The 19,781-nt window shown below is 70.2% G+C and carries 26 protein-coding genes and 1 riboswitch; of the genes, 10 read left to right on the forward strand and 16 right to left on the reverse strand.

Annotated elements, in window-relative coordinates; translation table 11 throughout:
* The first annotated feature begins 134 nt into the window (after positions 1-134).
* Complete coding sequence (locus tag J7E87_RS01435; protein ID WP_215089075.1) at positions 135-1,088, forward strand: cytochrome c oxidase assembly protein; 954 nt, start codon at positions 135-137, stop codon at positions 1,086-1,088.
* 74 nt (positions 1,089-1,162) lie between these two features.
* Entirely contained in the window at positions 1,163-1,321 is a 159-nt protein-coding gene (locus tag J7E87_RS01440; RefSeq protein ID WP_215089076.1) for a hypothetical protein, read from the forward strand.
* A 51-nt stretch (positions 1,322-1,372) separates the two neighbouring features.
* Here the strand turns inward: J7E87_RS01440 and J7E87_RS01445 are convergent, their stop codons facing one another.
* The 3 genes from J7E87_RS01445 to J7E87_RS01455 form a co-directional block, all read right to left on the reverse strand.
* Entirely contained in the window at positions 1,373-1,765 is a 393-nt protein-coding gene (locus J7E87_RS01445; protein ID WP_215089077.1) for an SSI family serine proteinase inhibitor, read from the reverse strand.
* Between the two features lie 150 nt (positions 1,766-1,915).
* Positions 1,916-2,452: an ATP-binding protein gene (locus J7E87_RS01450; RefSeq protein ID WP_215089078.1), complete on the reverse strand. Its 537-nt coding sequence runs from the start codon at positions 2,450-2,452 to the stop codon at positions 1,916-1,918.
* Positions 2,453-2,619: 167 nt separating this feature from the next.
* Positions 2,620-2,850 carry a DUF6296 family protein gene (locus tag J7E87_RS01455; protein WP_215089079.1) on the reverse strand — a complete coding sequence of 77 codons (231 nt, stop codon included), beginning with the start codon at positions 2,848-2,850 and terminating at the stop codon, positions 2,620-2,622.
* A 117-nt stretch (positions 2,851-2,967) separates the two neighbouring features.
* Between J7E87_RS01455 and J7E87_RS01460 the strand changes: the two genes are divergently transcribed.
* Entirely contained in the window at positions 2,968-3,168 is a 201-nt protein-coding gene (locus J7E87_RS01460; RefSeq protein ID WP_215089080.1) for a DUF5988 family protein, read from the forward strand.
* 2 nt (positions 3,169-3,170) lie between these two features.
* On the opposite strand, the gene ligD is transcribed toward J7E87_RS01460, so the two are convergent.
* From ligD to J7E87_RS01475, 3 genes are all read right to left on the reverse strand, one after another.
* A complete protein-coding gene (gene ligD / locus J7E87_RS01465; protein ID WP_215089081.1) occupies positions 3,171-4,088 on the reverse strand; it encodes a non-homologous end-joining DNA ligase in 918 nt (305 codons plus the stop codon).
* Positions 4,089-4,335: 247 nt separating this feature from the next.
* Positions 4,336-4,953, reverse strand: coding sequence for a DNA polymerase ligase N-terminal domain-containing protein (locus J7E87_RS01470; RefSeq protein WP_215089082.1), 618 nt, complete (start codon positions 4,951-4,953; stop codon positions 4,336-4,338).
* A gap of 376 nt (positions 4,954-5,329) precedes the next feature.
* The gene (locus J7E87_RS01475) at positions 5,330-5,485 is read right to left on the reverse strand and encodes a hypothetical protein (RefSeq protein WP_215089083.1); all 156 of its coding nucleotides are present in this window, start codon (positions 5,483-5,485) and stop codon (positions 5,330-5,332) included.
* Positions 5,486-5,680: 195 nt separating this feature from the next.
* Between J7E87_RS01475 and J7E87_RS01480 the strand changes: the two genes are divergently transcribed.
* Entirely contained in the window at positions 5,681-6,388 is a 708-nt protein-coding gene (locus tag J7E87_RS01480) for a 1-acyl-sn-glycerol-3-phosphate acyltransferase (RefSeq protein ID WP_215089084.1), read from the forward strand.
* A 65-nt stretch (positions 6,389-6,453) separates the two neighbouring features.
* Positions 6,454-7,491, forward strand: a complete 1,038-nt coding sequence (locus J7E87_RS01485) for an NAD(P)-dependent oxidoreductase (protein WP_215089085.1) — start codon at positions 6,454-6,456, stop codon at positions 7,489-7,491.
* Between the two features lie 63 nt (positions 7,492-7,554).
* On the opposite strand, the gene J7E87_RS01490 is transcribed toward J7E87_RS01485, so the two are convergent.
* The 8 genes from J7E87_RS01490 to J7E87_RS01525 all read right to left on the reverse strand — a co-directional run bounded on the left by J7E87_RS01490 (position 7,555) and on the right by J7E87_RS01525 (position 14,511).
* The gene (locus J7E87_RS01490) at positions 7,555-9,132 is read right to left on the reverse strand and encodes an alpha/beta hydrolase (RefSeq protein WP_215089086.1); all 1,578 of its coding nucleotides are present in this window, start codon (positions 9,130-9,132) and stop codon (positions 7,555-7,557) included.
* Positions 9,133-9,262: 130 nt separating this feature from the next.
* On the reverse strand, positions 9,263-10,003 hold the full coding sequence (locus J7E87_RS01495; RefSeq protein WP_215089087.1) for an urease accessory protein UreD: 741 nt from the start codon (positions 10,001-10,003) through the stop codon (positions 9,263-9,265).
* Entirely contained in the window at positions 10,000-10,677 is a 678-nt protein-coding gene (gene ureG, locus J7E87_RS01500) for an urease accessory protein UreG (protein ID WP_215089088.1), read from the reverse strand. Before ureG ends, J7E87_RS01495 begins: the two co-directional genes overlap by 4 nt.
* Positions 10,678-10,697: 20 nt before the next feature.
* Positions 10,698-11,360: an urease accessory protein UreF gene (locus tag J7E87_RS01505; protein ID WP_215089089.1), complete on the reverse strand. Its 663-nt coding sequence runs from the start codon at positions 11,358-11,360 to the stop codon at positions 10,698-10,700.
* A gap of 9 nt (positions 11,361-11,369) precedes the next feature.
* On the reverse strand, positions 11,370-13,091 hold the full coding sequence (locus J7E87_RS01510) for an urease subunit alpha (RefSeq protein ID WP_215089090.1): 1,722 nt from the start codon (positions 13,089-13,091) through the stop codon (positions 11,370-11,372).
* A complete protein-coding gene (locus tag J7E87_RS01515; RefSeq protein ID WP_215089091.1) occupies positions 13,084-13,395 on the reverse strand; it encodes an urease subunit beta in 312 nt (103 codons plus the stop codon). The genes J7E87_RS01510 and J7E87_RS01515 overlap by 8 nt, the downstream gene beginning before the upstream one ends.
* 17 nt (positions 13,396-13,412) lie before the next feature.
* Positions 13,413-13,715, reverse strand: a complete 303-nt coding sequence (locus J7E87_RS01520) for an urease subunit gamma (RefSeq protein WP_215089092.1) — start codon at positions 13,713-13,715, stop codon at positions 13,413-13,415.
* A gap of 136 nt (positions 13,716-13,851) precedes the next feature.
* Positions 13,852-14,511: a TetR/AcrR family transcriptional regulator gene (locus J7E87_RS01525; protein WP_215089093.1), complete on the reverse strand. Its 660-nt coding sequence runs from the start codon at positions 14,509-14,511 to the stop codon at positions 13,852-13,854.
* Positions 14,512-14,618: 107 nt separating this feature from the next.
* Between J7E87_RS01525 and J7E87_RS01530 the strand changes: the two genes are divergently transcribed.
* Positions 14,619-15,608 carry an ABC transporter permease gene (locus J7E87_RS01530; protein WP_215089094.1) on the forward strand — a complete coding sequence of 330 codons (990 nt, stop codon included), beginning with the start codon at positions 14,619-14,621 and terminating at the stop codon, positions 15,606-15,608.
* Positions 15,609-15,784: 176 nt separating this feature from the next.
* On the opposite strand, the gene J7E87_RS01535 is transcribed toward J7E87_RS01530, so the two are convergent.
* On the reverse strand, positions 15,785-16,066 hold the full coding sequence (locus J7E87_RS01535; RefSeq protein ID WP_215089095.1) for a type II toxin-antitoxin system Phd/YefM family antitoxin: 282 nt from the start codon (positions 16,064-16,066) through the stop codon (positions 15,785-15,787).
* 79 nt (positions 16,067-16,145) lie between these two features.
* Here J7E87_RS01535 and J7E87_RS01540 point away from each other — a divergent pair, with 79 nt between their 5' ends.
* From J7E87_RS01540 to J7E87_RS01550, 3 genes are all read left to right on the forward strand, one after another.
* Positions 16,146-16,781 (forward strand): ATP-dependent Clp protease proteolytic subunit, encoded by a 636-nt coding sequence (locus J7E87_RS01540; RefSeq protein ID WP_215089096.1) that lies wholly within the window; start codon positions 16,146-16,148, stop codon positions 16,779-16,781.
* Positions 16,782-16,788: 7 nt separating this feature from the next.
* Positions 16,789-17,097: a hypothetical protein gene (locus J7E87_RS01545; protein ID WP_215089097.1), complete on the forward strand. Its 309-nt coding sequence runs from the start codon at positions 16,789-16,791 to the stop codon at positions 17,095-17,097.
* 318 nt (positions 17,098-17,415) lie between these two features.
* Positions 17,416-17,602, forward strand: a riboswitch (cyclic di-AMP (ydaO/yuaA leader).
* Between the two features lie 2 nt (positions 17,603-17,604).
* Entirely contained in the window at positions 17,605-18,081 is a 477-nt protein-coding gene (locus J7E87_RS01550) for a C40 family peptidase (RefSeq protein WP_215089098.1), read from the forward strand.
* Positions 18,082-18,147: 66 nt separating this feature from the next.
* Here the strand turns inward: J7E87_RS01550 and J7E87_RS01555 are convergent, their stop codons facing one another.
* Positions 18,148-18,777 carry a LysE family translocator gene (locus J7E87_RS01555; RefSeq protein WP_215089099.1) on the reverse strand — a complete coding sequence of 210 codons (630 nt, stop codon included), beginning with the start codon at positions 18,775-18,777 and terminating at the stop codon, positions 18,148-18,150.
* Positions 18,778-18,859: 82 nt separating this feature from the next.
* On the opposite strand from J7E87_RS01555, the gene J7E87_RS01560 reads away from it, so the two are divergent.
* Entirely contained in the window at positions 18,860-19,771 is a 912-nt protein-coding gene (locus tag J7E87_RS01560) for a LysR family transcriptional regulator (protein WP_215089100.1), read from the forward strand.
* Positions 19,772-19,781: the final 10 nt, after the last annotated feature.

A 19,781-nucleotide genomic window follows, 5' to 3' on the forward strand; every position in this document is an offset into this window, starting at 1 on the left:
CGCCACAGCTGAAATCATGCTTGGCTGAAATCGCGCATAACTGAATGAACTGCCCCCGGCCGCAGGCGCGGCCGGGGGCAGTTCTACTCTGGTCCGGACAAGCGGACAACCCAGTACGAAACAGGAGCCGGTGGATGGATCACAGCGGGCACGGCATGACGATGGATCTGCCGCCGTTCACGCTGGGGCGGGCGCTCGAACTCTCACCGGACCCCTTCTTCCTCATCGGTTGTCTGCTCGGGCTCGGTCTGTACGGCTGGGGTGTGCTGCGGCTGCGCAGGCGCGGCGACAGCTGGCCGGTCAGCCGTATCGTCTTCTTCACCGTCGGCGTGCTGAGCGTGGCACTGGTGATGTGTACCAAGCTCAATGACTACGGCATGGTCATGTTCAGCGTGCACATGGTGCAGCACATGGTGATCAGCATGCTCTCCCCCATCGTGCTGCTGCTGGGAGCGCCGGTGACGCTGGCGCTGCGCGCGCTGCCGGTCGCCTCGCGCCGCGGCAGCAAGGGCCCGCGTGAGCTGCTGCTCTCCCTGCTGCACAGCCACTTCATGCGGATCGTCACGCACCCCGTCTTCACGATCCCGCTCTTCATCGCGAGCCTGTACGCGCTCTACTTCACGCCCCTGTTCGACTTCCTGATGGGGTCCAAGACCGGGCATGTGGCGATGATGGTGCACTTCCTCGCGGTCGGTCTGGTGTTCTTCTGGCCGATCATGGGCGTGGACCCGGGGCCGCACCGGCCGGGCTATGTGATGCGGATGCTGGAGCTCTTCGCGGGCATGCCGTTCCACGCCTTCTTCGGCATCGCGCTGATGATGGCGACCGAGCCGATGATCAAGGCGTACGAGAATCCGCCGGCTTCGCTCGGCATCGACGCGCTCGCCGATCAGAACGCGGCCGGCGGCATCGCCTGGGCGTTCAGCGAGATCCCTTCCGTGCTGGTGCTGGTCGCGCTGGTTTTCCAGTGGTACCGCTCCGAGCAGCGGGAGGCGAGGCGCATGGACCGTGCCGCGGACCGGGACGGCGACAAGGAGCTCGTGGCGTACAACGCGTATCTTGCCTCGCTCCAAGCGCGCGGACAGTAGCCGGGCAGTAGCGCAAGGCCCTCCTCACGGGTGACGATGAGCACGACGGCCGTGGCCGTCGGAGGAGGGCGCGCATGTCCGGATCCACGAAGGTGATGGGAGTGCTCACCGTCGGGACCCTGGTGGTCGTGACGGCCTACACGGCGGCACTCGGAAGCAATGGCTGGCTCTGGTTCGGCTGGGTTGTTCTCGGCCTGGTGACGATCGGGGTGATCGCTTCGCGCGGCAACTGAAGCGGCGTGCCGGGCAGGCCGCCCCGAGGGGAGACAGCGGAAGCAGCGGATTCAGAAGTCGAAGACTTCTCCGGTCGCCGCGTCGAGTTCGCACGCGTTGGCATACGTCTTGTGCCAGGCCGTGGGTCTGCCCCGCCAGACCCCGGTGGCCTCGACCGTGACCGGGTCGAACGTCTTGACGCATGGATGCGGATTGCCGGGCAGCCGGTCCAGATCCCCGCGTGCGGCGGCGAGCGCCTCGCAGGCGGCGACGGGATCGGGGTGCGCCCCGCCGGGTCGCGGAGAACAGTGCAGCAGCACGCCGCGGATCCAGGTGTTCTGGCTGCCCGACACCGTCAGGAACAGGCCTCGCGGCGGGCCGGGCTCGCCGCCGGCGGCGTACGCGGGAATGGCCGTGGCGAGGGTGAGCAGGGCGGCTGCGGCGAAGGCTGCGGTGCGGTGCACCCGGTGCTCCTGGCTGTAAGGGGCCGACGCGGAGGCCGGGAGGCCGGGCCGGGCAGATGGCCAGGGCACCTGTCGATGCCGGCGCAGGCAAGCCGCCACGCTGCCGGACAGCGCGTACGGGCGAGGTGTTTCGCCCGTACGGCTCGCTCGTCAGCCGAGTGCCGCGACGCGGACGCGGTCCCGCTCCCGGATGTTCTCGTGCGCGTCCGGGCCCTCGCGGCTCAGCGCAGTCTCCAGCGGCAGGGGCTTGAACTCGCGCGTGGGCAGCTTCGGGACGGGCGAGGACCGCAGAATGTGCTGGACCTCCTTGACCCGCCTGCTGAACCAGACCACCTTGCCGGTGGCGGTGCCGCATGTGCCCCAGCTGTCACTGAGGAACGCGACCGTGGCGAGCCCGCCTTTCGTCGGGCAGGAACTGGTCACCCGCGGCATCCGGCGGTCATTGTCCGCCACGGACGCGATCAGGTGCCTTCCCGTCCAGCGCAGTTCCACCACGCATGTCTTGTCGCCGTCGACGTGCTGCACGACGTTGCCGACGAGTTCGTCGACAGCGCGACAGACTGCTGTGACGTGGTGCTCGAGGCTCCAGTACCGAAGGTGCGCTGAGAGAATGCGCCGGATCTGGGGGATCCGCTCTATGGATGCCTGCACTTCCAAGGTGTAGCGGCAGGCGGTCGTGACGTGCATGACCGTTACTCCTCACCGCGACCTGGTCACCTCTTCGGCTGCGGACCCCCGAGTGCGAAGAGTGAGCGCATGTCGCTTCTGGGTCACACACCAGAGTGACCGCGGCTCCCCAAGACCGCAACACGTCGCCCGTCCGGAGCAAGCCGGCCGTCCCGCAGTGGGCGGGTTCAGGAGCTGAGCGAGCGTGCCTTCACCGGTGTCCTGAGCACTTGGTGGCCGCCGCTGGCGACCATCCGTACCTCGCCCCGGTCGCTGATCTCCGCGCGTACGATCCCCGTCTCGTCCTCGTAGATCGGATACCCGCCCGCTCCCGCCTTGTCGGTGCGCCGGACGATCACGACGTCGTCCTCGACAGCGGACGCCTGAAATATCAATTCGTAGCTCTCTGGGTAATCCATGGAAGCCTCCCGACTCCTTCCATCGTCGGCCACGCCCGGCGAGTCGGCGCGTCCGGCGGCCAGTATCGGCCGGGTATCCCGATGTGCGGGTGGCCGAGCGGGTAGGACACTGGGGATATGGCTACAAAGGCAGTCCTAGAGGGTGGCCCGGACGATCTGCCCGAGCGGGTCGTTCCGATCACCCCTCCCGGACAAGAGCTGAAGATTCCACACCGCGGCGGGTACGAGCACTTCAAGCTCACTCCGCGGCATCAGGAAGGCCCTGAGGGACGCCTGCCCGTCTACGAGTGGTGGGAACGGACCGAGGTCGCCGAGTGACCTCAACCGTCCCCGTCCGTAAGCGCGGCCAGCCGGCGGCGGGCAGGGGCAAGTGAGCGGCCTCGGCGCAGGGTGTCCTGCCAGGGGTCGCTGTCCAGGCGGTCCGGGACGGTCTTCATCGTCCAGCGGCGGGCGTCGAGGTCCGGATCGTCGACCTCCGGCCAGGCCAGCGGCGTGGCGACCGGAGCGCCGGGCCGAGCACGTACGGCGTAGGGCGCGACGGTCGTCTGTCCGTAGGCGTTGCGCTGGACATCGAGGTAGAGGCGACCACGCCTGGCCTGCTTCCGTGGCGCGGTGGTGAGGGCGTCGGGGTGACGTGCGGCGAGCAGATCGGCAACGTCGCGAGCGAAGTCGCGTACATCGTCGAAGGGGGCTCGGCGGTCCAGAGGCACCACGACATGCAGTCCGCGGCTGCCCGTGGTCATCACCGCCGACGGCAGCTTCAGTTCCTCCAGGAGATGGTGCAGCGCCCGGGCGGCTTCGCGTACGGGAGTGAAGTCGTCCCCGGGCGGGTCGAGGTCGAACACCAGCTGGTCGGGGTGGTCAGGGCGGTCGGCCCTGGACAGCCAGCGGTGCGGAGTGATGCATGCCTGGTCGGCGAGATAGACCAGGGTGGCCGTGTCGTCGCAGAGCACGTACGTGACGGTGCCGTCCTCCTTGGGCAGTTCGGCCCGGTGGATCCAGTCGGGGAAGTGACCCGGCACGTCCTTGTGCATGAACGACGGGCCGTCGATGCCGTCCGGGTGGCGCTCCATCATCAGCGGCCGCCCCCGCAGCTTCGGCAGCATGCGCGGGGCGACGGTTCGGTAGTACTCCGCGAGGTCGGCCTTGGTGATTCCCTCGCCGGGGAACAGCACCTTGTCCGGCCGGTTGATCCGTACGGTGCGGCGCCCGGCCGGTACCTCAAGTGCGGGGCTCATCGGGGTCCTCCCACGGGTAGCTCGCGGACCACGTCGGCGGCGCGTTTGTCGTCGCGCAGTCCCAGGAATCGGGGGTGGCGCAGCATGCCGGCGCGGGTCCACTCGGCGCAGCTCGATGATGGTCTTGGTGTCGTAGCCGGTGCCGACCTTTCCGTGGGCTGTTCGGCCACCCGTCCGGCCGCCCCGTGCGTCACGGGCCGTACGCGGTCGCGCTGCCCGGCGGGCAGGCGATCCAGCAATGTATTCATCACGAGCCTTTCGCCGCGGCCTCGGCAGCCACCTGCTTGAGGGTGCGGCCGGTGAGCGCCGAGCGGGCCCGCGTCGGCGCGGGAGTGCCGTGGGTGGATGCGTACCGGTCGGCCTCCTTGACCAGCAGCCATGCCTCGCGGCCTTCGTCCTTCTTGGTGCGGATGCGGGTCAGTGCGTAGCCGCCGCGGAGTTTGACGCCGTCCAGCCAGAACGAGGCGTGGCCGCGGTCCAGGGCTTCGGCGAGCGGAATCTCCCGGCCCCGCTTGTCCCTGGTGAGGTTGCGACAGGTCCCCGCGTCCCAGACGATGACGGTTCCGCCGCCGTACTCGCCCTCCGCGATGACGCCCTCGAAGTCCGCGTACTCGAGGGGATGGTCCTCGGTCGGCATGGCCAGACGCTTGTCATGGGGGTTGCTGGACGGTCCCTTGGGGACCGCCCACGACTTCAGGACCCCGTCGGCCTCCAGCCGGAAGTCGAAGTGCAGGGTGCTCGCGTCATGAATCTGCACGACGAAAATGGGCTGCTCGGTCCGGCCGTCGCGGCCGCCCTTGGGCTCCGCGGTCTTCGAGAAGTCGCGTTTGCCGCGGTAGCGCCCGAGTGCGTCGGTCGCGGTCATGGCCTCCTCCAGTGGAGCGGCGGCTCTCCGGCCGGATTCAGGTGGTGGGCTCAGGTGCCGGGATCGGCCCTGGCAGCGGACCCGGGTGGGGCCGCGGCTCCGGGGGTGGCGTCGGCGCGGGTGGGTCCGGCTCGGGCCGGGGCGGGGCCGGGGGCACGGGATCGGGCCCACCGGGCGGGGGCACGGGGCCGGGCAGGGGCCCTGGCTGTGGCCCTCCGGGTCCCGGCGCGGGCGTCGGGCTGGGCGGGACCGGATCGTTCGGAGGTGTGCCCACTGGCCTGTCCCCTCGATTCTGTCGATCGACTCTGCCGATATCTCCTGCCGGGCGAGTGCCCGGGCCCGCCCTCGGCAAACAGCTCCGCCGGCGCCCTACGGGTCATTGGGTGCGGGCCTCCGTATGGTCCACGGACGGCGGGCAGGGGCTGGGCGCGTGGATGCCCCACGGCGCCGTACGCCGGCCGGTGCTGCCGCTGGTGACGGTGCTGCTGGTGACGGCGACGTACGTGATGATCACCGGGTCGGGTCTCGCCACGCCCCCAGCGCACCCGCCCGAACCGTCAGGACGTCTGACATGACGTCAGGAGGATCGGGATCGAGTCAGGATATGTCTGATCGCAGACGCTTACACGTGGCGATGCCTGCACCTACACTGATCCCTCCCGGCATCCCCGATGACCTGGCACAACGTGGCCCCGGAGCAGGTCCTGCGGAGTGAGGAGCGCCCCACGTGTTCTACTACGTGCTCAAATACGTCCTTCTGGGGCCGCTGTTGCGGTTACTGTTCCGGCCCAGGATCGAGGGACTCGAGCACATTCCGGCCGAGGGCGCGGCGATCGTCGCGGGCAATCATCTGTCGTTCTCGGACCACTTCCTGATGCCGGCGATCATCAAACGACGCATCACCTTCCTGGCCAAAGCTGAGTACTTCACCGGACCGGGGCTGAAGGGAAGGCTGACCGCGGCGTTCTTCCGCAGCGCCGGTCAGATCCCGGTGGACCGCTCCGGCAAGGAAGCCGGGAAGGCGGCGATCCGCGAGGGGCTCGGCGTGCTCAGCAAGGGCGAGCTGCTGGGGATCTATCCCGAGGGCACACGATCGCACGACGGCAGGCTCTACAAGGGCAAGGTCGGCGTCGCCGTGATGGCGATCAGGGCGCAGGCTCCGGTGGTGCCGTGCGCGATGGTCGGGACGTTCGAGATCCAGCCGCCCGGACAGGCCCTGCCGAAGATCAAGCGGGTCACCGTGCGATTCGGGGAGCCGCTCGACTTCTCTCGGTTCGCGGGCATGGAGAACGAGAAGGCGGCGATCCGGGCCGTCACCGACGAGATCATGTACGCGATTCTCGAACTGTCCGGCCAGGAGTACGTGGACCGTTACGCAGCCGACGTCAAGGCCGAGCTGGAGCAGCCGAAGAGGTTCCCGCGGCGCAGAAGCTGAGAGCGGATCCGCGCTCGGCGAACTCCTCTGTGCCCGGCGTCCGTCGGCCGCCTAGCGTGCCTGTCATGACGACGGGAAGCGCAGTGGTGCTGGGAGCGACCGGACAGGTGGGGCGGGCCGCGGTGCGCGCGCTCGCCCGGGACGGCTGGCAGGTGCGGGCGGTGTCCCGCGGCGGCGGCCGGGACGAGGACTGGCCCGACGAGGTGCGGGCATTGCGGGCCGACCGGGAGGACGATGCGGCGCTGGCCGCCGTGCTCGGCGACGGCTGTGACGTGCTGGTGGACATGGTGGCCTACGGACCGGGCCACGCCCGGCAGTTGAAGGGCCTCGCGGACCGGATCGGCTCGGCGGTGGTGATCTCCAGCGGCGCGGTGTACGAGGACGACAAGGGTCGCAGCTTCGACACCCAGGACGAGCCCGACGGCTTTCCGGCCTACCCGGTACCGATCCCGGAGACGCAGGCCACCGTGTCGCCCGGGGAGGCGAGTTACGGCACCCGGAAGGTGGCTCTGGAGCGGGATCTGCTGGCGGCCGGCGCCGTGCTGCCGACGACGCTGCTGCGCGCGGGCGCGATCCACGGACCGTATTGCCGTGGTCCGCGCGAGCTGTTCTTCGTGAAGCGGGCGCTGGACCGGCGGCCGGTGCGCATCCTCTCGTACAACGGGCGCTCCCGCTTCCACCCCGTCCATGTGGGCAATCTCGCCGAGTTGATCCGCCTGGCGGCGGCGAAGCCGGGCTCGCGGGTGCTCAACGCCGGTGATCCGGACGTGCCCACGGTCCTGGAGATCAGCGCGGGAGTCGACGCGGCGCTGGGTGTGACGAGCGAGACCGTACTCCTCGACGGTCCCGCGCCGGTGGGCACGGTGGGGCTCACCCCGTGGGGGTTGGACCGTCCGATCGTGTACGACATGACGGCGGCCGAACGGGAGTTGGGCTACCGGCCCGTCACGAGCTACGCCGCGGCTCTGCCGGCCACCGTCGAGTGGCTCGCCCGGCAGCTCGACGGCCGGGACTGGCGCGAGATCTTCAGCAACCTCCAGAAGTACAAGGAGGACTGGTTCGACTACGCGGCGGAGGACTCCTGGCTGAACGGAACGCGGTGAGCCGGGCCGGACGCGAAGGAGGGGCGGCCGTGACCGGCCGCCCCTCCCCCGTTTCGCTGTGCCTTACGGCTTCGGGGTGGCGTGCGGAGCGCACGTCACATCGCTGCTGTCCAGCTTGCCGGTGAGCAGGTAGGCGTCCACCCGCTGGTTGATGCACGGGTTGACCAGGCCGGTCACACCGTGCGAGCCGGCGTCCTTCTCGATGATCAGCCGCGAGCCCTTGAGCCGCTTGTGCAGCTCGACGGCGCCCTCGAAGGGAGTGGCGGCGTCACGGGTCGACTGCACGATGAGCACCTGCGGCAGGCCCTTGCCCGACTTGACGTACAGCGGGGTCTGCTGCTTGGACGACCAGGTGGCGCACGGGAGGTTCATCCAGGCGTTGGCCCACGTCATGAAGGGGTAGTCCTGGTGGAGCCGGGTGTTGTCCCGGTCCCACTTGCGCCAGTTGGTCGGCCACTTGGCGTCCGCGCACTCGACGGCCGTGTAGACGGCGTTGCCGTTCTCCGAGGCAATGTTGCCCGCGGTGTCTGACAGGTCAGGCGCCGCGGCGTCAACCAGTGCCTGGGTGTCACCGGCGACGTACTTGCTCCAGGTCTGGGCGACGGGCGCCCAGGCGGAGTCGTAGTACGGAGCGCTCTGGAAGAAGCTGATGAGCTCCGCCGGTCCGACGACCCCGCCGAGCGGGCTCTTCTTGGCGGTGGCCCGCAGCTTCAGCCACTGCTGTTCGACCTTCTCGGGGGTGTCCCCGATGTGGAAGGCCGCGTCGTTCTTGGCGACCCAGGCCTTCCAGTCGTCCCAGCGCATCTGAAAGGCGACGTCCTGGTCGAGGTTGGCCTCGTACCAGATCTTCTCCCGCGACGGGTTGACGACGCTGTCGACGATCATCCGGCGGACATGGCCGGGGAAGAGCGTCGCGTAGACCGCGCCGATGTACGTGCCGTAGGAGACGCCCAGGAAGTTGAGCTTCTTCTCACCGAGAGCGGCCCGCAGGACATCCAGGTCGCGCGCGGTGTTCGGCGTGGTCATGTGCGGCAGCATCCAGCCGCTGCGCTCGGCGCACCCGTCCGCGTACTCCGCGGCGAGCTTGCGCTGGGCGGCCTTGTCGGCATCGCTGTCGGGCACCGGGTCGGCCTTCGGCGCCTTGACGAACTCCTGCGGGTCGACACAGGAGATCGGCGTCGAGTGGCCGACTCCCCGCGGGTCGAAGCCCACGAAGTCGTACGCCTTGGCGGTGTTGGCCCAGAGCGGGTTCTTGTTCGTGACCCGGGTCGGGAAGCGCATGCCCGAGCCGCCGGGACCGCCCGGGTTGTACACCAGGGCGCCCTGGCGATCGGCCTGGGAACCGGTGTTGCCGATCCGGTCGACGGCTATCTTGATCTGCTTGCCGTTCGGCCGGGCGTAGTCGAGCGGAACGCTCACCCAGCCGCACTGGATGGGCTTGGCGATGCCCCAGTCCGCCGGACAGTCCGTCCAGTCGATGCCCTTCTTGGCGGCCCGCTCGGCGGCGACCTGAACACCGCGTGCCTCGGACCAACCGCTGTTGCGGCCTTCGGCACTTGCCGCCGGAGCCGCGATGGCGCCCGCTATGAGGGTGCCCGCGACCAGAGTGCCGGCCGAGCCGAGCACTGCTGTGCGTCTCACGTAGAACTCCCCCTGTCTGTTGTCGAGTGTCCGGGGGATCCTTTCGTCTGTGGGGCTGCCGGGAACAGTCCGTACTGGTGTTCTTTACCGAACCAATAACCGGTGTGAGGTGTCCCGCTGAGCGGTGCGGTCAGCCGGGCAGTCGGGCCTGCAGCACATCGTCGAGTACGCACCGCAGTTGGCGGGCGTCCGGGGCTACGGCGGTGACCAGGAAGGCCGGGCCGGCGAGCGGCATGAGGGTCGCGGTCTCGCCCAGCAGCTGCGGCTCGGCAGGCTTGTCCTCGAACTGTGGGTCCACGACGAGAAGTTGGCCGACGGCCCGGTGCCCGGCGAGGACCGCGGGGCCGTCCCAGCCGCCGGGTGCGCCGGGGCCGTAGCCGAGCTCCTGGTCGAGCAGGGGGCGTCCGGCGAGGTGGACGGTGAGGCGGCTGGCGAGGGTGCCGGACTGTTCGCCGTACCGGCCCAGGATCTGCTCCTCGCGCAGCACCAGCCGTGCGGTGGCGGCCAGTTCGACCCTCGTACGCATCCGCAGATCGCTGCCGTACGCGGAGACGAGCTGCTCCGGCAGCCAGCGCAGCTCGGCGTTCTCACCGACCGTCAGCCGCACGTCGTAGTGGGCCTGTTCGGGACTCCGTCCGGGCAGTGCGACGGTCGCGGCGGCGGAGTCCACGAGGAGCCGGGCTCCCTCCCCCGCGTCCGCCTCGATGGCGAGCCGGTCGCCGCCGAGCGGCGCGCTCATCGCGCCGACGACGGTGACGCGGGTGTACGGCCCCGTGGCGCGGGTGCGGCGCACGGCGAGCGGCCCGTCGCTCACCAGCACCGGCAGGCCGTCGCGGGTGGCGACGATACGGGCGGTGGCCTCGACGCTCATGCGGTCCAGGCGGCGAACTGTGCGCGCACCCAGTCGGCGACCGGGCCGACGCCATCCTCGCCCTTCAACGAGGTGAAGAGGACGGGGAGTTCACCGCGCTGCTCCTTGGCGTCGCGGGCCATGCGCCGCAGATCGGAGCCGACGTGGGGCGCGAGGTCGGTCTTGTTGATGACGAGAAGGTCCGCGGTGGTGACTCCGGGGCCGCCCTTGCGCGGGATGTCGTCCCCGCCCGCGACGTCGATGACGAAGATCTGGGCGTCCACCAGCCCCTTGGAGAAGGTCGCGGTGAGATTGTCGCCGCCGGACTCGACGAGGATCAGATCGAGCGGGCCGACGCTCTCCTCCAGGTCCTCGACGGCTTCGAGGTTGGCGGAGATGTCGTCGCGGATTGCGGTGTGCGGGCAGGCGCCGGTCTCGACGGCCTGGATGCGCTCGGGCGGCAGTACGGCGTGACGGAGCAGGAATTCGGCGTCCTCGCGGGTGTAGATGTCGTTGGTGACGACGGCGATGGACAGCTGGTCTCGCAGTTCGCCGCAGAGCGCGGCGACGGTGGCGGTCTTGCCGGAGCCGACAGGTCCGCCCAGGCCGATGCGCAGGGCGCGGCGTTTGCCGTCGGGGCGTACGGCGTCGGCGCTGACGGCGGCCGGGCCGTCGTTGGCGTGGTCGAGGTGCATAGGTGCGGCTCCCTTATGTCTTACGAGGCGAAGAGGCGTACGGGCCAGGCGGCATGGGCCTGAGCCGTGATCTCGAGCAGCGGGGCGGACGCGGCGGGCAGCGCGTCGATGCCGTCGTGCGCGGCGCGTGCGGCCCGTTCAGCGATCTGGTCGAGGTCGGGTGCGAGGCGGGCGAGGACGGCGGTGGCCTCGAAGGGGTCCAGGCTGAGGAGGCGTACGGCGGCGGTGGCCGGGCCGCTGACCGTCTCGTACGCCGCAATGTGCGCGGCGTCCTCGGGGCCGAGTCCGGCGGACCGGGCGGCGAGCCCGAGGACGATCGGCTGGTGGGCGCCGCGCGGGCGGGCTGCGGCCAGCGCGTCGAGTTCGGCGCCGGGCCAGGTGGAGCGGGCGGCGCGCATCATCTGCCGGCCGAGCTTGCGGGCGGTGGCCCGCAACGCGGGCGAGGGGGTGCGGGCGTCGGCCGCGTCGTCCAGCTCCAGCGGGTCGAGGCCCAGGGCGGCCGCGGCGGCGAGCGCCGCCGCGGTGAGGCCGGTGGTGTGCAGTCGCCCCCGGCAGAACTCCGCCAGGTCGCGCGCATCGCGGATCCGCCCCGCCTTGACGGCCGGTTCGGCGCCGCCGGAGTGGGCGTGGCCACCGGCGGGAAACCGGCCGTCGGCGAGGACCAGCAGGGCAGCTCTACTCATCGCGGCTCATCAGAAGAGGAAGTAGCGCTGGGCCATGGGGAGTTCGGCGGCGGGAGAGGGCTCGACCGGCTCGCCGTCGATCGTCACCGTGAAGGTGTCGGCGTCGACCTCGACTCGCGGCCGGGCGTCGTTCTCCCGCATATCGGCCTTGGTGATCTGCCGGGTGCTGGTGATGGGCATGAACTTCTTGGCCAGGCCCAGGCGTTCGGGCAGTCCGTCCTCGATCGCCGCCTCGGCGACGAAGTTGACCGAGCTCACCGACGCCGCCCGCCCCAGCGCGCCGAACATCGGCCGCGGCATAACGGGCTGCGGGGTCGGGATGGAGGCGTTGGCGTCGCCCATCTGCGCGTACGCGATCTGCCCGCCCTTGATGACGAGGAGCGGTTTGACGCCGAAGAACGCCGGGTCCCACAGCACCAGATCGGCGAGCTTGCCCGTCTCCACCGAGCCGACCTCGTGGTCGAGGCCCTGTGCGACCGCGGGGTTGATGGTGTATTTGGCGACATAGCGACGTGCGCGTCGGTTGTCGGCACGACCGTCGCCGGGCAGTGCGCCCCGGCGCTTCTTCATCACATGCGCGGTCTGCCAGGTACGCATGATCACTTCGCCGACGCGGCCCATGGCCTGGGAGTCGGAGGAGATGATCGAGATGGCGCCGAGGTCGTGCAGTATGTCCTCGGCCGCGATGGTGGAGGGCCGGATCCGCGACTCGGCGAAGGCGAGGTCCTCGGGCACGGCCGGGTTGAGGTGGTGGCAGACCATCAGCATGTCGAGGTGTTCCTCGATGGTGTTGACGGTGTGCGGCCGGGTCGGGTTGGTGGAGCTGGGCAGAACATACGGCTCGGAGACCACGGTGATGATGTCCGGTGCGTGCCCGCCGCCCGCGCCCTCGCTGTGGTACGCGTGGATCGTACGGCCCGCGACGGCGGCGAGGGTGTCGCCGACGAAGCCCGCCTCGTTCAGGGTGTCCGTGTGAATGGCGAGCTGCGCGCCCGTCTCCTCGCAGACGCTCAGACAGGCGTCGATGACGGCGGGGGTCGCGCCCCAGTCCTCATGGATCTTGAACCCGAGTGCACCGCCGCGCAGTTGGGAGTGCATGGCCTCGCGGGACATGGTGTTGCCCTTGCCGAGCAGTCCGATGTTGACGGGCAGGGAGTCCATCGCCTCGAACATCCGGGCAAGGTGCCACGGCCCAGGCGTGATGGTGGTGGCCTTGGTGCCCTCGGCCGGCCCGGTGCCGCCGCCGACGAGGGTGGTGACCCCGGTCGCGAGGGCCTGGTCGATGATCGTCGGCGAGATGAAGTGGACGTGCGCGTCGATCGCGCCCGCGGTGACGAACTTCCCGTTGCCGGCGATTACCTCGGTCTCGGGGCCGATGACGAGGCGGGGGTGGACGCCGTCCATCGTGTCGGGGTTGCCGGCCTTGCCGATACCCGCGATCCGGCCGTCACGGATGCCGATGTCGGCCTTGACGATGCCCCAGTGATCGATGATAACGACACCGGTGACGACCGTGTCGGGTGCGCCCTCCGCACGAGTCGTACAGGACTGGCCCATGGACTCGCGGATCACCTTGCCGCCGCCGAACACTGCCTCGTCGCCCGCGAGTCCGGGCCCGCCGCAGCGGTCCTCCTCGATCTCGACGAAGAGGTCGGTGTCGGCGAGGCGGATCCGGTCGCCGGTGGTCGGGCCGAAGAGGTCGGCGTAGACGGCACGGTGGAGTTCAGGCATCGAGCGCACCTCCGGTCTCTCCCCGCAGCCCGGCGATGACGCGCAGGCCGGTGAAGGGGACGAGTTCGACGTCAATGGGGATACCGGGCTCGAATCGCACGGCGGTGCCCGCCGCGATGTTCAGCCGCAGGCCGCGGGCGACCCCGCGATCGAAGTCCAGACCGGGGTTGGCCTCGGCGAAGTGGTAGTGGGAGCCGACCTGCACTGGGCGGTCGGCGGCGTTGACGACGGTGAGGCGGGTGACCTCGCGGCCCTCGTTGAGGGCGACGGGCCCGTCGGCGTGGAGGATCTCTCCGGGGATCATCTTGGCTGCCCTCCCTCTCAGTCGATCGGGTCGTGGACGGTGACGAGCTTGGTGCCGTCCGGGAAGGTCGCCTCGACCTGGACGTCGTGGATCATCTCGGGGACGCCTTCCATGACGTCCGCGCGGGTGAGCACCTTTCGGCCCGACGCCATGAGCTCGGCGACCGTACGTCCGTCCCTGGCGCCTTCGAGGATGTGCGAGGTGATGAGGGCGACGGACTCGGGGTGGTTCAGCGTCACCCCACGCGCACGGCGCTTCTGAGCCACGTCGGCCGCCACATGAATGAGCAGTCGTTCCTGCTCGTGCGGGGAGAGTTGCACGCGTCCACCTCACAGTCGTCCGGCCCGGGCCCGCCTGGGCGCAGCGGGCTCCAGGTCACGTCAACGCATCGTTGACCCGTACGCGAACACCTCGCGGGCAGGGGTTGAACGGTAGGGCGGAATCTTTTCCGTCGCGTTAACTCTCCTTCGTCTCCCCCGTATCCCCCGTCGACGGTTCCCCCATCGGCCGGTCCCCCATCGACATCAGCGCCCGCAGGCCGTCCTCCAGGACACCGACCTCGACATTGCCGAAGAGCGCCTGCTGGGCGATGAAGCCCTGGGCTGTGGCGATGAGCGTGCGGGCCACATGGTCTGCGGGTACGTCAGTGCCCATCAGGCCGTTGGCGCGGTACACGTCGACGAGCTTCGCCCAGACCAGGCGCATCCCGCCATAGCCCTCGTCGAGGGTCGCGGCGAGCTGTTCGTTGCGCAGCGTCTCCGTCCACACCTGCACGATCAGCCGGGCGAAGGCCTGCCTGTCCCCGCCGGGCACCTGCTCTTCCAGCATCCGGCGCAGCACCCGGCCGAGGAGTACGTCGGGGGTCGGCGGCGGGGTGGTCCGGGCGGCCTCTTCGAAGGCTCCGCGGATCCCCGCGAAGGCCTCGTCGGCGATTGCCGCGATCAGCTCCTCCTTGCTGCGGAAGTAGCGGTAGACGGCGCCGGCCGACAGGCCCGCCTCACCCAGGATGTCCTGCATCGATGTGGCGTGGAAGCCGTTGCGGGCGAAGCAGCGGGCGGCGCCGTCGAGGATCTGGCGGCGGCGGGCGTCGAGGTGTTCCTGGGATACGCGGGCCATGCGATCAAACTAAAACGAACATTCCTTCTTGACAAGCTCCGGACCCCGGCGCGACAGTGAGGTCAACCTAAAAACGAACGATCATTCTCTTTGAATTGAGGGTCATCATGTCCACTACGCCCACTCGCCGCACGGTCGCGGTGATGGCGCTGATCCCTGCAGTGGTGGCGCTCGCGCTCTGGGCCTTCGCCTGGCCCGCGGCCCGTATCGCACCCCGCGAGGTGCCCATCGGCATCGCCGGACCCGCGAGTGCCACCGCCCAGTTGGAGGAGCGCTTCGAGCAGCGGGAGGGAGCCTTCGACGTTCACCGCTACGACGACGAGGCCGCCGCCCGCACCGCGGTCGAGGACCGGGTCGTATACGGAGCGGTGGTCCTCACCGACCGGGGGCCGCACCTGCTGACCGCCTCGGCGGCGAGCCCCGTCGTGGCCCAGCTCCTCAAGGAGGCCGTCACTTCGCAGGCTCCGGCCGGCACCCCCGTACCGGTGACGGATGTCGTGCCGACGCCCGCCGGCGATCCGCGCGGCGGCGCGCTCGGCGCGAGCATCCTGCCGCTGGCGCTGGCTGGCGTCGCGGCCGGCGCGGTCGTCACCTTGCTGCGGCTGCGCGGGGCGCGCGCGGTGGCCGCTCTCGTCGGCGCCTCGGTCCTGGCCGGCATCACCGCGGCCGTGCTGGCCGACAGCTGGCTCGGCGTGCTCACCGGCTCCTGGTGGGCCGAGGCGGGAGTGCTCGCTCTGACCGTTCTCGCCACGAGCGCCGGCGTGGCCGGGCTCGGCGCTCTGATGGGCACGCCGGGAGTCGCCCTCGGCGGCCTGCTGATGGTGCTGATCGGCAACCCGTTCTCCGGAGCCGCGAGCGCGCCCGAACTGCTGCCGGAACCGGCCGGAGCGCTCGGCCGGTTGCTGCCACCGGGCGCCGGCGCGACGACCCTCCGCTCGGTGGCGTACTTCGACGGCAGCGCCGCGGGGGCGAGCGTCCTCACACTGTCGCTCTGGGCAGTGCTCGGACTGGCGGTGGTGCTGGCGGGCGCGCGGCGGGGCGGGCGGCCCGCCGCGGCCACGGAACACCGGGAAGCCACTCCCGTGCCCGTCGGCTGATCCCTTCGGCCGACACCTTCGACCGGCCGCGTGTCCCCGCTGTAGCGGACGGGGCGCGCGGCCTTTTTCGCGTGCGCACCCAGCGGCACGCGGTCACCCGGCAGCCGCGTCACCGGCAGCCGCGCCCGTCGGCGCGGCATCAGCCGCAGCCGCATTGACACTCGGCAGGCGCCGAGTCAGCCGCGGTGGTCGGGGCGGCGGTGCTCGGCCGCCAGACCGAAGCGTCCTCGTTCGCCTGGAGCGGACGCGACCGAGCCCAGCGAGGACACCGAGCTGATCACCTGCTCCTCGGCGGCCTCCTGCTTCTTCTCGAGTCGCTCCAGGTCAGCGGCTGACACCAGCGCCACGAGCGGCTTCCCGTGTCGGGTCACGACGACGCGCTCCCCGCCGTAGACAACGCGGTTGATCAGTTCGGCGAGCTCTGCGCGGGCTTGCGTCACCGGAATCTCGTAGGCCATGCTCCCCATCATAACGGCCTGTACGTCCTGTACATTTTTTACAGAGACCTCAGGGCCACTGCGCGAGGAGAGGTATGCCATGATCCGCACTGCCGCCCGCTACGTCCTGCCCCAGTTCACCGAGCGCACCAGCGTCGGATCCCGCACCCTCGATCCGTACTCCAAGCTGCTCGAGGAGCGGATCATCTTCCTCGGCACCGCCGTCCACGACACCGCCGCCAATGATGTGATCGCACAGTTCCTGCACCTCGAGTACGCCGCCCCTGACCGGGACATCTCGCTCTACATCAACTCCCCCGGCGGCTCGCTGAGCGCCATGTCCGCGATCTACGACACGATGCAGGTGGTCACCTGCGACGTGGAGACCACCTGTCTGGGGCAGGCCGCGTCGACCGCCGCCCTGCTGCTCGCCGCCGGCGCACCCGGCAAGCGGATGGCACTGCCGGGCGCCCGGATCGTCGTCCAGCAGCCCGCGTTCGACGAGCCGTTGCAGGGCCAGCCGTCCGATCTGGCGATCCAGGCACGGGAGTTGCTGCGGCTTCGCGCCCAACTCGCCGAAATGCTCGTACGCCACACCGGCCAGAGTCCGGAGCGGATCGCCGCCGACCTGGAGCGCGACAAGATCTTCGAGGCGCAGGACGCCAAGGCCTACGGACTGGTCGACCACGTGATCAAGAACCGCAAGACGTCGCTCTCCACCCCCGGTTCCAGGTGAGCGCCGCATGCTGCCACCCGAGCTGCCACCGCTACCGGCGCTGACCCGCGCCGAGTGCGAGTTCATCGACAGCTATCTCGAAGTCCTCGACCTGCTGGGACGGATCAATCCGGCCCGCTCGACGCACACCTATGGAGCGCTGCGTGCGGCGCAGGCGCTGGTCGGCAGGGCCACCGCACTCAAGGACGCCCTGACGGTGATGCATATGCGCGGCGAGAGCGAGGTCCATGCGACGACGCTCACCGAGGCGCTCAGGGTTCTCGACGGCGAACGCAGAGCGCGCCGGGTGACGATGCCGCCCGCGTCGATGAGTTGACGAATCGGCCGCTTCCGTCCACCGCCATTGGGGTACCTGAGGCCGTCCTCCATTCGACGTATTCAGCGTCCCCTCATCGACTACGGACAACTTGCGCTCCATGACTACGGATTTGGCGGAATGTCCTGTTCCGCTGCTGGTGTGGGAGTCCTCAGGTGTCCGCCGCCGGGCCCCGGAACAACTCTGTCCACCCGAACAGATCAGTGGTGTCGAAGCTCACAAACCGTCATTTCGACTCGGAAATCCGGCATGGTGTGGGTCAAGATCCCTGGGACGACAAGCCCCCGCCATCCCCGGCGGGGCGGTCCGGGCGGACGCCGAGTCCTGCCGCCGCTCCGGATGACTGGTCGACAGAAGTGCATCGGCAGGAGTGGAGGACCCAAGCACGACGGGACATCCGGAATTTCCGGTAGTCCCTTGGGGTGAAGCCGCGTTCCGCGGCCGGGCATCTTCGTCCGTCCGAACCCGACAGGTCATCCTTCACAGGCGGCTGACGAAGGGTTGCGCATGACTGCGCACATTCACAGCCCGTTTCTGCTGACCCGGGCGGGTGCCGTATCGGCCCTGACCCTCGCCGCCTTCGGCGGCTCACTGCTGGTGCCCGGCGCCGCCTCCGAGGCAGTAGCGGCTACGGCCCACGCCAACGAGGCACTTCTTGTGGCCTCTTCGAAGAAGGGAGCGCCCTACAGGTACGGCGCGTCGGGCCCATCCCGGTTCGACTGCTCCGGGCTGACGCTCTATTCATACAAGAAGGCGGGCAAGAAGCTCCCACGCACCGCCCAGCAGCAGTTCAACAAGACCCGCCGTATCTCGGCCTCCTCGCGCAAGCGAGGGGATCTGGTCTTCTTCCACTCCGGCAGCAGCGTCTACCACGTCGGGATCTACGCCGGCAGCGGCAAGATCTGGCACTCGCCCAAGTCCGGCTCCTGGGTGAAGCTCGAGAAGATCTGGACCAAGAAAGTCTGGTACGGCCGGGTGCGCTGACGGCCCGGTAGGCGCACCGGGCACGCGCCCGGTGCGCCAACGCCGCGTCAGTGCGCCAACGCCGGATCAGTGCGCCAGCGGCTGGGCCAGCAGGCTCACGCCCAGCGCGGTGAGTGCGCCGCCGGTGACGCCCTCTACGGCGCGGGTGGTGCGCGGCCGCCGCAGCCATGCCCCGAGCCGGTCCACCAGCAGCGCCACCGCCGGGAACCAGAGCAGCGCCATTACGACGACGATCGCGGCGAGCAGCAGGGTGCGCGGCAGCACCGGCGCGCCGTCCGGCACGAACTGCGGGAGCAGGCTGAGGAAGAGGACCGGCGCCTTCGGGTTGAGGACGTTGGTGAGGAAACCGTGCCGCAGACTGCGGCCGATGCCGTCGGCCGCTTCGCCCTTGAGGTCCGGCCCGGCGTGCGCCGGACGCAGCGCGCCGCGTACCGCCCGTACCCCCAGGTAGAGCACATAGGCGCCGCCCACGATCTGCAGCGTGCGGAACAGCACCGGCACCGCGATCAGGACCGCCGCGAGGCCCGCCACCGCGAGCGCGGTGTGCACGAGCAGTCCCCCGGCGACGCCGACGGCGCAGGCCACGCCCGAGCGCCGGGAGGCGAGGGCGTTGCGAACGACGACGGTGAAATCCGCGCCCGGCATGGCGATCATGCCCGCGGCGACCCCGATGAAGGCGACGAGTTGTGCGTCCATGACAGCCATCCTGAACCGGATAGGGCATTAGCGTCTACTTGCAGTCTTCTAGGTCTGCCTAAAGCGATGCTTAAGGGGTGGCATGTACGACCCGACACGGCTGGCGGCGCTGGTGGCGGTCGCCGAGGCCGGTTCGATCACCCGGGCGGCGGCCCGTCTGGGCTACACCGCGCCCGCGCTGTCCCAGCAGCTGGCCAAGCTGGAGCGGGAGGCCGGGGCGGCACTGCTGGTGCGCCACCACCGCGGCGCGCGGCTGACGGCCGCGGGCGAGCTGCTGGCGACGCGGGCCCGCCGGGTGCTGGACGAGCTGGAGCAGGCGCGGCACGAGCTGGCGCGACTGGCGGGCCTGTCCGGCGGGCGGCTGCGGGTGGGCACGTTCACGACGGTGGGCATCCATCTGCTGCCGCCGGTGCTGAGCGCGTTTCGCCGTGCCCATCCGGATGTGGAGCTCACCGTCGCGGAGTACGAACCGCCGGGCGGGGTCCTGGCGGTGGCGGCGGGCGATGCGGATCTGGCGCTGACCCATGCGTACGAACCGGCCGAACCGGCGACGCCGCCCGCGGGTGTGGTGCTGGATCCACTGCTGGTGGAGGAGCTGGTCCTGGTCACGGCGCCCGGCCATGCGCTCGCCGGTGGCTCGGGCCGGCTGCCGGTATCAGAGCTGGCCGGCCAGCCGCTGATCAGCAGCGCTCCCTCGCACCCGCCGCGCAAGGGGGTCGAGGGGGCCCTGGCGCGGGCCGGCGCGAGCCCCGCTGTGGTCTGCGAGTCGCCCGGCTATGCGCTGGTCTGCGCGCTGGTCAGCGCGGGGCTCGGGGTGGCGGTCGTGCCGGAGATGGTCGCCGCGATGGCCGCGACGCCGCTCGGCGTACGGCAGTTGGAACCGGCGGCGTTCCGGCGGACGATCTCGGTGGCGCACCGCGGCGAGGAGTCGGGTCCCGCTGCCGAGTCACTGCGGGCCTTGCTGCGCGGGGCGTTCGGCCGCGCGGGAAACTGACCGCCTGGCG

The organism is Streptomyces sp. ISL-1, assembly GCF_018614585.1.
Lineage (GTDB): Bacteria > Actinomycetota > Actinomycetes > Streptomycetales > Streptomycetaceae > Streptomyces > Streptomyces maoxianensis.